The sequence below is a fragment of the Pseudomonas sp. MB-090624 genome, from assembly GCF_003205245.1.
GTDB classification, from domain to species: domain Bacteria; phylum Pseudomonadota; class Gammaproteobacteria; order Pseudomonadales; family Pseudomonadaceae; genus Aquipseudomonas; species Aquipseudomonas juntendi.
This window is the reverse complement of record NZ_QJRK01000024.1, coordinates 55,327-67,912: the sequence shown is the minus strand read 5'-3', so window position 1 is coordinate 67,912 and position 12,586 is coordinate 55,327. Positions and strand designations below refer to the sequence as shown.

Here is a 12,586-nt window from a genome sequence, read left to right as displayed (position 1 = left end):
TGAATCCGCTCCGCTTCTGATGAGCAACAGGCAGCGCAGATTCGGGCTGGCCCTGTTCACTTACCTTGACTCAGTGCTCGCTTCGTTCAGGAGATTGCCATGCTCTGGTGGCTGGAACTACTCACCCAATATGCAACCGCCACTGGCTTGGCTGTCCTCTGCATCCTGGTGTTCTGGGCTTTTGGGCTGGCGTTCGGACGCGCCTATCTGAAGTTGCTTTCTGCCTTGTTAGCCACCATGCTGCTGATGATCGCCGCGTTCCCGCACGGCGTGGACTTCGCCCTGAGGAACCACCTCACCCCGGGCGATGCCAGCGCCCTGCTATTGTTCATTGCCGACGCATCGGGCGTAATCACCGCGGTGCTGCTGGCCTCGTTCTTCTTCGATCCGGAACTGTTGCTGGATGAGGCCTGATCACTCAGGCCTGCCTTTGCTGACCCCAGGCGCAACAGCATCAGACAATCAGGCCCCGCATTATGGAAACGCTTCGCACCATCAAGTCAGATCTGGTCAGAACAGCAGATCACCTGGACCAGCTTAGCCAGACCATGAGTGGCCATGCGCGCTTCATGCTGGCTCGCGGCAGTTCGCCAGGCGACATCGATGTCACCGCGCACGTGCTCGCTATTGATGGGGTTGCGGAGCAACTGCGCGCCGTGGCTGCGAGAATGGATGGCGGCGAGCGCGCAGGTGAAAGCTGGCCGCAGCGCCGGCCTAGCGAAACTTGAGCTTCACCACTTTACTGAGTGCCCAGCCGCTGAAAACGTAGAACGCGTCCAGATAAAAGCGGCCTGCGTAATTGGGTAACGGCGCGTTGTTCAGCAGCACATCAGGATCAGGCGTGGGCGGAAACAGCGCATAAATACCATTGGGCAGCACTGCCAGTGCCAGCAACAACAGGTAAGTCGAGACTTGCAACAGGGTGGCCCGGCTACCGAACCTGACCGACCATTTCAAACCGTAATAGGCTACCAGGCCGGCCACGGGCAATACCCAGAAATGCGTCGGGATTCCAATGAACATTTCGGCGACAACGCTTCTTGCTTCCACCCGCTGCTCTCCATTCAAACTGCTTTAATAGTGCGTGATGCTGTATCACCCGTTAAGGGGCTGCTGCGCAGCCCATCGCAGGTAAGCCCGCCCTCATAGAAGAACACATAACTCATTGATTTAGCGAGGTCCTTGGGGCAGCGGGCATGTCGAGGCGTCAAACCGCCGCGAACACCGGCGTAGCCGGTGCAAGCCACCGCGTTGGCTTCTTCGCGGGCACGCCCGCTCCCACACAAGCCGCGTCGCGCTTACGAATTGAGCTCAAAGCGCGTGGTCAATCAAGCTTTCGAGCACAGCAGAGCGACAGTCATGACTGTCACGCACATCACCATCATGGGCACAGCCTGCCAACAACAGGGTACTCACCCCAACCACACAGCGCCTGCCAGCGATTGGAATTTCATCATGCGACACGCTCCTGTTACCCCCACGAGAAACCGAGAACGTACTACCAGGTAAGCCGCCTTTTTAATTGTCCTTGCGCCATCATACTCCCGAGTCTCACTCGGAAAAACTGACAGGTCAGAAGTGACTACGCCTCGGTGGCCGGGCGCTCCTTGTACAACTGAACCATGAAGGTGGTGCCGTACACGGCATTGGAGGTCATGGAGATGTGCCCGCCGTGGGCGTGGGCAACTTCCTTGACAATGAACAGACCAAGGCCGATGGACCGCAGCCCTTCCTGGCGGTCGCTGCCGCGCGTCATTGGCTCGTACAAGGTGGGTATCACTGCTTCGGCGATGGCGGGGCCGTGGTTGTGCACACTGATCAGCACGCTGTCCGCGAAACAGTCAGTGGTCACCGTAATCGGCTGGCGCAAGTCACCGTAGGCAACGCTATTGGCGACCAGGTTGCCGATCATTTGCTGCAGCCTGTCCTGATCCACTTCGAACATGGCCTGCCCGCGGGAAAGATGGCGAATACTGGCGTGGCAGAAGGTGATCCTCAGCTCGCTGACACATTGATCCACCACCCGCAACAGGTCGACTCGCTGACGCTTGATACTGATGCCCTGGCCTAGCCTGACCGAGGCGAAATCCAGCAGGTCGACGATCATGCGCTGCGCGCGCTCGGCCGATGTGTTGATGCTGCCCAACAGGCGCCGGGCCCGCTCGCCCTGCGCATCACGCCCCAGCAGTTCGGTGGCCATCCGGATAGCGGTCATGGGGTTTTTCAAATCATGGCTGGCAACCGCCACCATCTGTTCGGCCAGTAGCGCACGCCGCTGGGCCTCGGCGTAGGCCAGGGCCAGGTCGTCCTGCGCGCGCTGCAGGGCATGCTCGGCGCTGATTTTTTGCGCCAGCAGTTCCTCGGCCCGCTGCATGGCCTGAAACACCGTGTGCTCGTTACGATCACGCTCGCTGGTACTGAACAAGGCCAGCTGAAAGCGAACCCCTTCAGCGGTTTCACGGCGCACGGCATTGAGCAGCATGGCCACCACGTGACCATCGCGGTGACGCAGGCCGACCTTCACCTCGGAAATCGAGCCCTGCAAGTTCAGCAAAGGCCCCCAGTGGGTAAGCTGGAAGGTACGGCCCACGGTGGTCAGCAACTGATCGAAACTGCGCTGTTTCAACTGCGCTACGTCATACCCCAGCCAGTTGCCAAAGGTGGCGTTGCAGCGCAGCAGTGTGCCGTCCGCCTCCATGACGACCAAGCCGCAAGGCGCTTGCTCGAAGTAAGACGCGTCGAACATCACGGTCGGATCATTCACGACCCAGCCCCAGGCGGGCGAAAAACCCGTCCATGGCCGCGGCGCAGGCGCTGGAGGCGCTGAGCTGCGGGTAATGGCCCATGTTGTCCACCAGTACAAGCTGGCTGCTGGGCATCACCCTTTCCAGGTACTCGCCCACGGCCACTGGAACTACCGGGTCCACTCTGCTCTGCAGGATCAGCGTCGGCACATTCAAGCCTTTCACATCCTCGCGGTGGTCGGACAAGAAGATCACGCGGGCGAAATGCCGGGCGATCTCCGCGTTGGTGCGACGGAAGCTGCTTACCAACTCTTCCTGCATCGCGGGCTCACCCGACGCACCCATCAGCACAGGCGCCATGGTGCTGGACCAGCCCAGGTAATTCTCATCGATCATCGACAGCAGCCCCAGCACATCCTCCTGGCTGAAGCCGCCGTTGTAACCGTCCGAGTCGATGTAACAAGGCGACCCCCCGATCAACACCAGCCCCGCGATTCTGCCTGGCTGCCGTAGCTCGGCCAGCACACCGATCATGGCACTGACCGAATGCCCCGCAATAATGACCGGGCCCTGGCCGAAATCATCGATGATTGCGTTCAGGTCATCGGCATAGCCCAACAGGGTCGAGTATTTCGCTCTGTCGTAGGCAGCGAGATCGGACTGCCCAGCACCGACCAGGTCGTAGGTGATGACACGCATGTGTGGAATGAAATGCGGCGACAACGCCTTCCACATCGACTGGTCGCAGCCAAAACCGTGAGACAGAATCAGGGTAGCCGGGCCGTCACCCTCGATATGTACATTGTTACGCTGCTGTACAGTCATACATATCCCGATTTCGGTCGACATTGCGCTGATAAAACCAACCAGTCCATGCTGCCTGAGAGCATAGTGGACTGCAGATCAAGCTGCCTGTAGTGCTTGCTGAATGACATTGAGCGCGAAGCCGATCCACTTTCGAAGCCTTAAACCGGCACCATACAGGATGCAGATGGATAGTTCCGAAAAAACCATCGATCACGCAGCTTTTGTATGCCCTAGCGCTCGGTCAGGTGAACGCCGATAGCAAAAGCCGCCACGACCAGCACCACCTCGACCACGACATAAGCAACCAGGAATTCATCGGAAAACATGACAGGGTCTCTGAGATGCCGCAGCGCACAATGCGCTGTGGGAATGGCTCAGAGCCATCAACGCCGGCAAAAGTTCAGCCACGGTGTAGCGCTGCCCAGCAGGGGGCTGGGGCGGCCGAAGCCGTGCACCGTTTTCGGGAAAAGGCTCGGCTGCGACAGGCAGGTTTTCGAACAGCATTTGCCCGGTTTGCGCAATAATCTGTGCGGTGTAATCGCCTATTTCCGCGCATACCAATCGAATAGTCTGGCGCCATCACATTCAAGGAGCCTGATGATGGCCGCTATGAAATTGCACTTTCTGTTCGACCCGCTCTGTGGTTGGTGCTATGCCAGCGCCGACACGCTGAAGCACCTGGCAGAGCGCTTCGCCGGTGAGCTGGAGATGCACCCGACAGGGCTTTTCGCAGGGCCAGGTGCACGGCAGATAAACGCTGAGTTTGCCCACTTCGCCCGGGCCAACGACTTGCGAATCGCTTCACTCACCGGCCAGCCCTTCAGCGAGTTGTATTTCAAGCAGATTCTCGGTGGCCGCTCGCTGCGGTTCGACTCAATGCCGGTCAGCCGTGCGCTTACCCTGGCCCGAGGGTACGGCAAGGCGCTGGAGCCAAAGCTGTACGCGGCCCTGCAAACAGCGCGCTATGTGGATGGCCTTGATACCTCGTCGTCCGAGGTAGTGGCGGCCTGCACTGCCGACTTCCTGGGCCAGGAGGGTTTCACGGCCGATGCGCAGGCACTGCTCACGGCGCTTACCCGGCAACAGCAACTGGCCAGCCAAACCTCGGCCCGCTTCACCGAAGCGCAGGCACTGATGCGCAAAGCGGGCGCAAATGGTGTGCCGCTGTTGCTGGTCGAGCTCGACCAGCGCATGCATGCCTTCAGCGGGCCAGACCTCTACAACCAGCCAGAACGCCTGATCGCTACGATCGAGCAGTTCAGGCGGGCTGCAGTCTGAAGCCGTCGAGCACAGTGTTTGCCGCCAGGCTGCTCTAGAAGTTGGCGCCCACGCTGAACGCCACATAATCGCGGTCGCCGCGGGTGCCATAATCGCCGTCGAGGTAAGCGGTATAGGCCAGGCCGGCCCAGTACTGGCTAGCCAGGCTGACGTCCACGCCCAAGCTGATCGAGCGCGAGCCTTCGTTGAAAGCCGAACTGTCGGCCGGCGAAAAGCCCCTGACATCGTGGGCCCAGGCCAGGCCTGGGCGAATGTCCAGGCCCTGGACCAGGTTGGGGTAGCTCCAGGTCGCCCGCAGGCGGTAACCCCAGGCAAAGGCGGTGACGAAGCCCTCGTTGTTGCAGTCGCCCGGGCTCTTCGAAATCGCCAGGCACAGGCTGTTGTCGGCCAGCTCGCCGTTGCCGTAGGCACCGGAACGGCCATAACGCGGCCCGAACCGTCCCTCCAGCCCGCCGACATAGGTCGCCCCAACCTCGCCCATCAGCAGCAACTGGTTCGCGCCCATGACCTGGCTGAATGCCTGCACCACTGATACCTGAGCCTGGGTCACCTCCTTGCGCCGATAACCGTCGAACGGGGTGTAGCCTGTCGCCGGGCGCAGGCCGTCGGCGTTGAGCGGGCTGCGGCCAGGGGCATTGAGCAATGACTGCAGCACATCGTTGCCGTTGAGCTGCACCGGCATGTTCGGGCGGTAGCTCAGTTCACCCTGCACGGCGGCGCCGTTGCGCAAGGTGGTGGCGAAGGTCAGACCGTACAGGCGGATGTCCTCGGGGTACTGCGCCTGGTACTGCGAGGTACCCATGCGCAGCGCGCCAGCCAGGGTCTGCCCGTTGCCGGACGCCATGAACGCGCCGCAACTGGCCAGCGCCACGCCGATGTTGCCGCACAGTTCACGGGCAAAGCCCGTATTGGCGTAATAGCGGCTGCTGACCGTGCCCAGGTAGGGCGAGCGGCTGTGGTAATTGGCCGCGAACAGGCCGAACTCGGTATCCAGAGGTTCCACGTACCAGTGCAACGACACCCCCCATTGGCCACCGTCGCGCGCATCCTGGTCGGCGCCTCGCGGCACGCGTACGCCCTCCGCCGTCAGCGTCACACCGAACGGCGCCAGGGCCTGCGACACGGCCGGGTTGGTCAGCGCCTGCCCGCCGACATCCAGGCCCTGGCAGCCTTCGGGCATGAAGTCGTTGCCGGAAAAGAACGTTGCGCAGTTTTCCAGCCGGGTCTGCTCCCAGTCCAACTGATAAAAGGCGTCGAAAGACACCGCCTGGTTGAGGTTCTGCGTGACATACAGCAGGTTGACCGGTGCCAGGGCGTCCTTCACTTCTGCGCCCGGCCGGCGCAGCGCCGCCTGGTTGAATGGGTTGATCACGTTCAGCCCGCCCTGGATGAACAAGCTTTCCCCCCAGTTGACCACCTGTTTGCCCACACGCAGCGAACCGGGCTCACCCGCAATGTCATAAAGGCCGTAGGCGAAGGCATCAAGCAGCTCCGCCCCTGCGGTTTTCGCCGAGACCAGGCGGTTGCGGTCGTCGATGTCGACGGCCCGCTGGCTGTGGTCGCGCTGCGCAGTGTCGTACCAATAGCTGCCCCGCAGGAATACACCCAGGTTACCGCGACGCACCTCCAGGTCATGGGTGCCTTTGAACAGCACCGAAAAAACGTCACCCGACCGGTAGTTGCGTCGCCCGTCATTGCCATTGGCGGCCTGCAGCTGCTGCTTGTCGGGGTTGGCAGTGCTGACGGCGGTGCTCAATGACAGGGCCGAATCGAAACGCCCTTGCAGCGGCCCAACGTCGAATTGAACGCCCGCAACCGGGGTTGCGAGCAGGCAGCACAGGGCCGCCAGCGGCGCCTGGCGCCGGCAGGTTGGAAGGAGTGCGCTCACGCTTGACCTCTTGTTGTTCTAGTAATGAGGAAAATGATGGGTTCAGCGCGGACACGCCGGCTGCCAAGGCCGGCGGTGTCGGTGACGGGCAGTATCAGGGAGGGCTGATTACGCTCACAAATAGCGTGTTCGGATCAATGCCATGCCGCTTCGTTATGGCCCAAGGGCAACGGCGCGCAACTAAACCGGCAGCAGGCGGGCGAAGGCACTGCGTAATCTGGCGGGAATCGCGACCGGGCGGTTGTTGCGGCGATCGACGAACACATGGGTGAAGCGGCCAGCGGCGCAGGCCTGGGGCTCGCCCTCGGCGAACACGGCCAGGGCGTAATGCACCGAACTGCTGCCCAACCGCTCGACGGCAATGCCCACCTCGATGCGCTGCGGGAACGCGACGGCGGCGAAGTAGTCGCAGGCAGACCCTGCCACGTAAGCCACCACCGGGTCGTGGTGAACATCCAGGCCGGCGTGTTCGATCAGCCAGGTGTTCACGGCACTGTCGAAAAAGCCGTAATACACCACGTTGTTCACATGCCCATACAGGTCGTTGTCGTGCCACCGCGTGGTGATCGGCTGGAAGTGGCGGTAGGCGCCACGCCGCGGGCGTTCCCTGCCCATGGTCAGAACGCCGCCTCATAGAGGGCCAAGGCATCGTCGAGCGTGACCTTGCGCGGGTTGTTGACCAACAACCGTTGCTGTTGCAGGGCATCCTCGGCCAGCAATGGCAGGCTGTGCCGCGGTACCCCGACATCCCGCAGCCGGCTGGGCAGGCCGCAGCGTGGCGCCAGTTGCTCCAGCTCATCGATGAACTGGTTGCACAACTCATGCGGACCGCCCGGCACCAGGCGCTCGCCCAACAGTGCCGGGGCCAGCGCAGCATAGTCGGCGAACGCTGCCAGCCGGTTGAAGCGCATCACGTGCGGCAGCACCAGTGCATTGGCCAACCCGTGCGGCACGTGGTAGCGCGCCCCCAACGGGTAGGCCAGCGCATGCACCGCTGCCACCGGCGCGTTGGCAAATGCCTGCCCGGCCAGGCAGGCACCCAGCAGCATGGCCTGGCGCGCCGCCAGGTTGCCACCGTTGTGAACTGCCTGGTCGAGGTTGCCTGCCAGCAGCGTCAGCGCCTCCCGGGCCAACAGGCTGGACATCGGGTTGCGCTTGAACTGGCTGGTGGTGGCCTCGATGGCATGGACCATGGCATCTATCCCCGTGGCCGCCGTGATCGCCGGTGGCAGGCCCAGGGTGCGCTCGGCGTCGAGCAGCGCCAGGTCAGGCAACAACAACGGCGAGATCACTGCCAGCTTGGCGGCCTCGCCGGTGGTGATCACGGCGACGGGGGTGACCTCCGAGCCGGTCCCGGCGGTGGTCGGTACCTGAATCAGCGGCAGGCGCTGGCCTTTGGCCTGGTCGATGCCATAGACCGCCTCCAGGGTCTGGTCACAGCCCGGGTGTGCCAGCAGCGCAACCAGCTTGGCGACATCCATCGAGCTGCCGCCGCCGAAACCGACGATCAGCTCGGCGCCGATATGCCGCGCCCGGCCCACGGCCGACAGCACACAGGCATGGCTGGGGTCGGCGCTGACCTCGCTGAAGATGGCCACGCTCAGGTGCGCTTGGGTAAAGCCTGGCAGCAAGTCATCGAGCATGCCCAGGTTGACGATGCCGGGGTCGGTCACGATCAGCACGCGGCGCACGCCACGGCGTTTGCATAGCTGGGCCAGGCGCCCGGCGGCACCGGTTTCGCATAGCAGGTGGGGGGTGGTGGCAAAACTGAAAGGCTGCATGCTCATGTTCCTTGTTCTTGTGGGTGAACAGCGGGGCCAGGTCAAAAGGCAAAGTGCGCTTCATCCAGGCTCATCAAGCACTGTGCGCCGCCGCGCAGGGCATCGCAGTGGGCAGTGGCGCGCGGCAATACCCGCTGCCAGTAGAAGGCAGCCGCGTGCAATTTGGCCTGGTAGAAGGCGCGGTCCCGACTGCCTGTGGCCAAGGCCGCACTGGCGGTCTCGGCCGCCCGTAGCCACAGTGCGGCCAGCAGCACGTAGCCTGAATAGGCGAGGAAATCCACCGCCACCGCGCCTATTTCCTGGGGGTCGCTGCGGCAGGCATCCAGCACTTCGGCGCTCAGGTTGCGCCACTCCTGCAGGCGCTGGGCGACCACCCGGGCCATCCCGGCCAGCGCCTCAACGGGGCAGTTGCGTGCCGCTTCAAGTAGCTCATCGATCAGCAGGCGCAGTTGCTCGCCGCCATCGCCCAGCAGCTTGCGGCGAATCAGGTCCAGCGCCTGGATACCGTTGGTGCCCTCGTACAACTGGGTGATGCGGCTGTCACGCATCAGCTGCTCCATGCCCCATTCACGGATGTAGCCATGCCCACCGTACAGCTGCACGCCCAGGCTGGCAGTCTCCTGGCCAACATCGGTGAGGAAGGCCTTGACGATGGGAATCAGCAATGCCGCCCGGCGCCCGGCGGCCGCCTGCAACTCGGGTTGCAAGGCACCGTGCTCCAGGTCCAGCGCTTGGACGGCAAACGCCGCCAGCATGCGGCAGCCCTCGCTGAGGGTTTTCTGGGTCAGCAGCATGCGCCGAACATCAGGGTGGCAGATGATCGGGTCGGCACTGCGCTCGGGCGCCACCGGCCCTGCCAGGCTGCGCGACTGCAGGCGCTCGCGCGCATAGGCCAAGCCACCCTGGAAGGCTGCTTCGGCGATGCCCAGCCCCTGCAGCCCGACCTGGAAGCGCGCGTCGTTCATCATGGTGAACATGCACGCCAGGCCCTGGTTGGCCTCCCCCACCAGCCAGCCGCGCGCGCCATCGAAGTTCATTACGCAGGTCGCCGCGCCCTTGATGCCCATCTTGTGCTCGAGTGCGCCGCATTCGAGCGCATTGCGCGGGCCCAACCCACCGCCTGCGGCGCATTCGAACTTGGGCACCAGGAACAGGCTGATGCCACGCACACCGGCCGGCGCATCCGGCAGGCGCGCCAGCACCAGGTGGACGATGTTGTCGGTAAGGTCCTGGTCGCCGCCGCTGATGAAGATCTTGCTGCCGCTGATGCGGTAGCTGCCATCGCCCTGCGGCTCCGCACGGGTACGCAGCAGCGCCAGGTCGGTACCGGCCTGCGGCTCGGTCAGGCACATGGTGCCGGCCCATTCGCCGCTGACCAGCTTGCCCAGGTAGTCGCGCTTGAGTGCTGCGCTGCCATGCCGGTGCACGGCCAGCACGGCGCCCTCGGTCAGGCCGGAATAGATCCGGAACGACAGCGACGCGCCCATCAGCATCTCATGGAAGCAGGCCGCAACCATTTGCGGCAGGCCCTGCCCACCATGCTCCAGCGGGCCGGTCATGCCACCCCAGCCCTGCTCCACATAGTGCAGGTAGGCTTGGCGAAAGCCCTCGGGCGTGCGCACGCTGCCTTGCTCCAGGTGGCAGCCCTGCTCATCGCCCTGGCGATTGAGCGGTGCAACCACCTCGCCGGCGAAACGTGCACCCTGCTCAAGTATGCCGTCAATGGTTTCACGGTCCAGTTCATTGCCCAGGCGGGCACAGTGCGCCGTCACATCGAACAGTTCGTGCAGCACGAAGTGCATGTCACGCAGGGGGGCTCGGTAGTTCATGCACGGCCCCCTCGGACGTCGGCCAGTCGTTTGCCCTCGGCCACCAGGCGCATCAACAACCCGGCCGGGCGCCAATGCTCGCCGAACAGCCCCTGCAGGCGTTCCAGCCGCGCCAGCAGCAAGCTCAGGCCCTGCTGGTCGGCCCAATGCATCGGCCCGCCGGCCTGGTGCGGGAAACCATAGCCATGCAGGTACACCCGGTCGATGTCAGCGCTGCAACCCGCCACCGTTTCCTCAAGAATTTTCGCGCCTTCGTTGACCAGTGCCAGCAGGCAGCGTTCGCGGATTTCCTCGTCGTCGATCGGGCGCCGGTGCACGCCAAGGTCCTGGGCGACCTTGAGCACCAGCGCGTCGACTTCGGGGTCGTGCCCGGCTTCACGGCTGCCGGGGGTATACCGGTAATAGCCCTGGCCGCTTTTCTGGCCGAACCGCCCGAGCGCACACAGCGCATTGTCGACCTGTACCAGCGGCGCATCCATGCCGTTACCAGCCAGCTGGCGCGTTCGCCACTCCAGGTCGAGGCCGACCACGTCGTACATGCGAAACGGGCCCATGGCCATGCCGAACGCCTGCAGCGCACCGTCCACCTGCCGCGGCGTGGCGCCTTCGAGCAGCAGCTTGCGCGCCTCGGCCACATAGCTGGCGAGCATGCGGTTGCCGATGAAACCCGGGCAGTTGCCGGCCACCACCACTTCCTTGCCCATGCGCTGGCCGATGGCCTGGGCCGCGTCGAGCACCGCCGGCGACGTGCGCGCCCCGCGCACCACCTCCAGCAGCCTCATCACATGGGCCGGGCTGAAGAAATGCAGCCCCAGCACCTGTTCGGGCCGGCGGGTCACCGCCGCGATGGCGTCGATGTCCAACGCCGAGGTGTTGCTGGCCAGGATGGCGTCGGCCTTGAGCGTGCTGTCCAGGGTACGGAAGATGGCCTGCTTGAGCGCCAGGCTCTCGTACACCGCTTCGATCACCAGGTCGGCTGCGGCGAGGTCGTCATAGGCCATGACCGGGTGCACGCGCGCCAGGCAAGCATCAGCTTCGGCCTGAGCGATGCGGCCTTTGGCAACCTGTTGTGCCCAGGTTTGCGCAATCATGGCCAGGCCTGCTTCGGTGGCGCCGGGGTCGTTGTCCAGCCACTGCACTGCAAGGCCTGCACGGGCAAGGCTGATGACGATGCCACGGCCCATGGTGCCGGCGCCGATCACCGCCACCTGCTGAATGTTGTAGAGGGTACTCACGGGTGACGCTCCTGGTTCGAGTTGTGAAGGCATTGCCCTCACCCTAGTCAGGCGCCTACTATTTTTGAAATTCTCATTTTCCATCCCATGTATTTTTTGCATGAATATTGCCAACTTCGACCTCAACCTGCTGCGCGTGCTGGACATGCTGCTGCGCGAACAGAACGTGTCGCGGGCCGCCGAGCGCCTGGCACTGACCCAGCCGACGGTCAGCAATGCGCTGGCACGCCTGCGCGACCTGCTGGGCGACCCGCTGCTGGTGCGCGTCGGCCGGCGCATGCGCCCCACCCCGCGCGCCCTGGCCCTGGAAGGCCCGATTCGCGCGGCCTTGCTGCAGATCGAACAAACCCTTGGCGCTGGTGACCGCTTCGACCCCAGGCTTAGCCACCGGCAACTGCGCATCGCTCTGACCGATTTCGCTGAACAGCTGTGCATGCCAAAGTTGCTGGCCACCTTGCAAACCCAGGCCCCGCACTTGCGCGTGGATGTGCTGCACCTGGCGCCCAACCTGCCTGCCGAAGCCCTCGACCGGGGCGAACTCGACCTGGTGCTGGGGCGCTTCGATGACGTGCCCGCCCGCTACGAACGGCGCCACTGGCGCAGCGAAACCCTGCACGTGGCGGTGCGCCAGGGCCACCCCGACGTGCAGGGCACACTCGACCTTGAGGCGTTTCTCGCCCTGCGCCACTTGTGGGTGCACGGCGGCCAGACGCGTGGCATGGTCGACCAATGGCTGGGGGAACAGGGTCTGGCCCGGCGCATCGTCTACACCACGCCCAATTACCTGCAGGCCGCGCACCTGGCCGCCAGCTCCGACCTGTGCGTGGTGCTGCCTACCGCCTTGGCCCGCCATTTCGCCAGGCTGCTGCCATTGCAGGTGTTCGAGCTGCCGTTCGCCCTGCAGCCTTTCCAACTGGAGCTGGTGTACCTTGCCCATCGTCAGCACGACCCGGCTTTGGCCTGGCTGGTGGCGCGCATCATGGACATCGGTGCTGGCTAAGCCATCGCAATTGGGCATGGGGAG

12 protein-coding genes are annotated in these 12,586 nt (G+C 63.8%); 4 read left to right on the top strand and 8 right to left on the bottom strand.

Features of this window, described 5'->3' with window-relative positions:
• The first annotated feature begins 99 nt into the window (after positions 1 to 99).
• Together DMX12_RS15025 and DMX12_RS15020 are read left to right on the top strand one after the other, a co-directional pair.
• Positions 100 to 414: a hypothetical protein gene (locus tag DMX12_RS15025; protein WP_110678382.1), complete on the top strand. Its 315-nt coding sequence runs from the start codon at positions 100 to 102 to the stop codon at positions 412 to 414.
• A gap of 62 nt (positions 415 to 476) precedes the next feature.
• On the top strand, positions 477 to 728 hold the full coding sequence (locus DMX12_RS15020; RefSeq protein WP_110678380.1) for a hypothetical protein: 252 nt from the start codon (positions 477 to 479) through the stop codon (positions 726 to 728).
• Here DMX12_RS15020 and DMX12_RS15015 read toward each other — a convergent pair.
• The 3 genes from DMX12_RS15015 to DMX12_RS15005 all read right to left on the bottom strand — a co-directional run bounded on the left by DMX12_RS15015 (position 715) and on the right by DMX12_RS15005 (position 3,569).
• Entirely contained in the window at positions 715 to 1,023 is a 309-nt protein-coding gene (locus DMX12_RS15015) for a hypothetical protein (RefSeq protein WP_009686623.1), read from the bottom strand. The two genes, DMX12_RS15020 and DMX12_RS15015, sit on opposite strands and share 14 nt — an antisense overlap.
• Positions 1,024 to 1,582: 559 nt before the next feature.
• The gene (locus tag DMX12_RS15010; protein ID WP_110678378.1) at positions 1,583 to 2,746 is read right to left on the bottom strand and encodes a PAS domain-containing sensor histidine kinase; all 1,164 of its coding nucleotides are present in this window, start codon (positions 2,744 to 2,746) and stop codon (positions 1,583 to 1,585) included.
• 10 nt (positions 2,747 to 2,756) lie between these two features.
• A complete protein-coding gene (locus tag DMX12_RS15005) occupies positions 2,757 to 3,569 on the bottom strand; it encodes an alpha/beta fold hydrolase (protein ID WP_110678376.1) in 813 nt (270 codons plus the stop codon).
• A 582-nt stretch (positions 3,570 to 4,151) separates the two neighbouring features.
• On the opposite strand from DMX12_RS15005, the gene DMX12_RS15000 reads away from it, so the two are divergent.
• Complete coding sequence (locus DMX12_RS15000; protein ID WP_110678374.1) at positions 4,152 to 4,829, top strand: DsbA family protein; 678 nt, start codon at positions 4,152 to 4,154, stop codon at positions 4,827 to 4,829.
• Between the two features lie 34 nt (positions 4,830 to 4,863).
• On the opposite strand, the gene DMX12_RS14995 is transcribed toward DMX12_RS15000, so the two are convergent.
• The 5 genes from DMX12_RS14995 to DMX12_RS14975 form a co-directional block, all read right to left on the bottom strand.
• Entirely contained in the window at positions 4,864 to 6,717 is a 1,854-nt protein-coding gene (locus tag DMX12_RS14995) for a DUF1302 domain-containing protein (protein ID WP_110678372.1), read from the bottom strand.
• A 180-nt stretch (positions 6,718 to 6,897) separates the two neighbouring features.
• Entirely contained in the window at positions 6,898 to 7,332 is a 435-nt protein-coding gene (locus DMX12_RS14990) for a thioesterase family protein (protein ID WP_110678370.1), read from the bottom strand.
• Between the two features lie 2 nt (positions 7,333 to 7,334).
• Positions 7,335 to 8,498 carry an iron-containing alcohol dehydrogenase gene (locus DMX12_RS14985; protein ID WP_110678368.1) on the bottom strand — a complete coding sequence of 388 codons (1,164 nt, stop codon included), beginning with the start codon at positions 8,496 to 8,498 and terminating at the stop codon, positions 7,335 to 7,337.
• 41 nt (positions 8,499 to 8,539) lie between these two features.
• Entirely contained in the window at positions 8,540 to 10,327 is a 1,788-nt protein-coding gene (locus DMX12_RS14980; RefSeq protein WP_110678366.1) for an acyl-CoA dehydrogenase C-terminal domain-containing protein, read from the bottom strand.
• Complete coding sequence (locus DMX12_RS14975; RefSeq protein ID WP_232108401.1) at positions 10,324 to 11,595, bottom strand: 3-hydroxyacyl-CoA dehydrogenase; 1,272 nt, start codon at positions 11,593 to 11,595, stop codon at positions 10,324 to 10,326. The genes DMX12_RS14980 and DMX12_RS14975 overlap by 4 nt, the downstream gene beginning before the upstream one ends.
• A gap of 67 nt (positions 11,596 to 11,662) precedes the next feature.
• Between DMX12_RS14975 and DMX12_RS14970 the strand changes: the two genes are divergently transcribed.
• Entirely contained in the window at positions 11,663 to 12,562 is a 900-nt protein-coding gene (locus DMX12_RS14970) for a LysR family transcriptional regulator (protein ID WP_110678362.1), read from the top strand.
• Positions 12,563 to 12,586: the final 24 nt, after the last annotated feature.

What these genes read in the sequence shown, in the direction of transcription:
- DMX12_RS14980 (WP_110678366.1), bottom strand. Translation starts at nt 10,327, where the DNA reads ATGAACTACCGAGCCCCCCTGCGTGACATGCACTTCGTGCTGCACGAA.
- DMX12_RS15005 (WP_110678376.1), bottom strand. Translation starts at nt 3,569, where the DNA reads ATGACTGTACAGCAGCGTAACAATGTACATATCGAGGGTGACGGCCCG.
- DMX12_RS14970 (WP_110678362.1), top strand. Translation starts at nt 11,663, where the DNA reads ATGAATATTGCCAACTTCGACCTCAACCTGCTGCGCGTGCTGGACATG.
- DMX12_RS15020 (WP_110678380.1), top strand. Translation starts at nt 477, where the DNA reads ATGGAAACGCTTCGCACCATCAAGTCAGATCTGGTCAGAACAGCAGAT.
- DMX12_RS15025 (WP_110678382.1), top strand. Translation starts at nt 100, where the DNA reads ATGCTCTGGTGGCTGGAACTACTCACCCAATATGCAACCGCCACTGGC.
- DMX12_RS15000 (WP_110678374.1), top strand. Translation starts at nt 4,152, where the DNA reads ATGGCCGCTATGAAATTGCACTTTCTGTTCGACCCGCTCTGTGGTTGG.
- DMX12_RS14990 (WP_110678370.1), bottom strand. Translation starts at nt 7,332, where the DNA reads ATGGGCAGGGAACGCCCGCGGCGTGGCGCCTACCGCCACTTCCAGCCG.
- DMX12_RS15015 (WP_009686623.1), bottom strand. Translation starts at nt 1,023, where the DNA reads ATGTTCATTGGAATCCCGACGCATTTCTGGGTATTGCCCGTGGCCGGC.
- DMX12_RS14985 (WP_110678368.1), bottom strand. Translation starts at nt 8,498, where the DNA reads ATGCAGCCTTTCAGTTTTGCCACCACCCCCCACCTGCTATGCGAAACC.
- DMX12_RS14975 (WP_232108401.1), bottom strand. Translation starts at nt 11,595, where the DNA reads ATGCCTTCACAACTCGAACCAGGAGCGTCACCCGTGAGTACCCTCTAC.
- DMX12_RS15010 (WP_110678378.1), bottom strand. Translation starts at nt 2,746, where the DNA reads ATGTTCGACGCGTCTTACTTCGAGCAAGCGCCTTGCGGCTTGGTCGTC.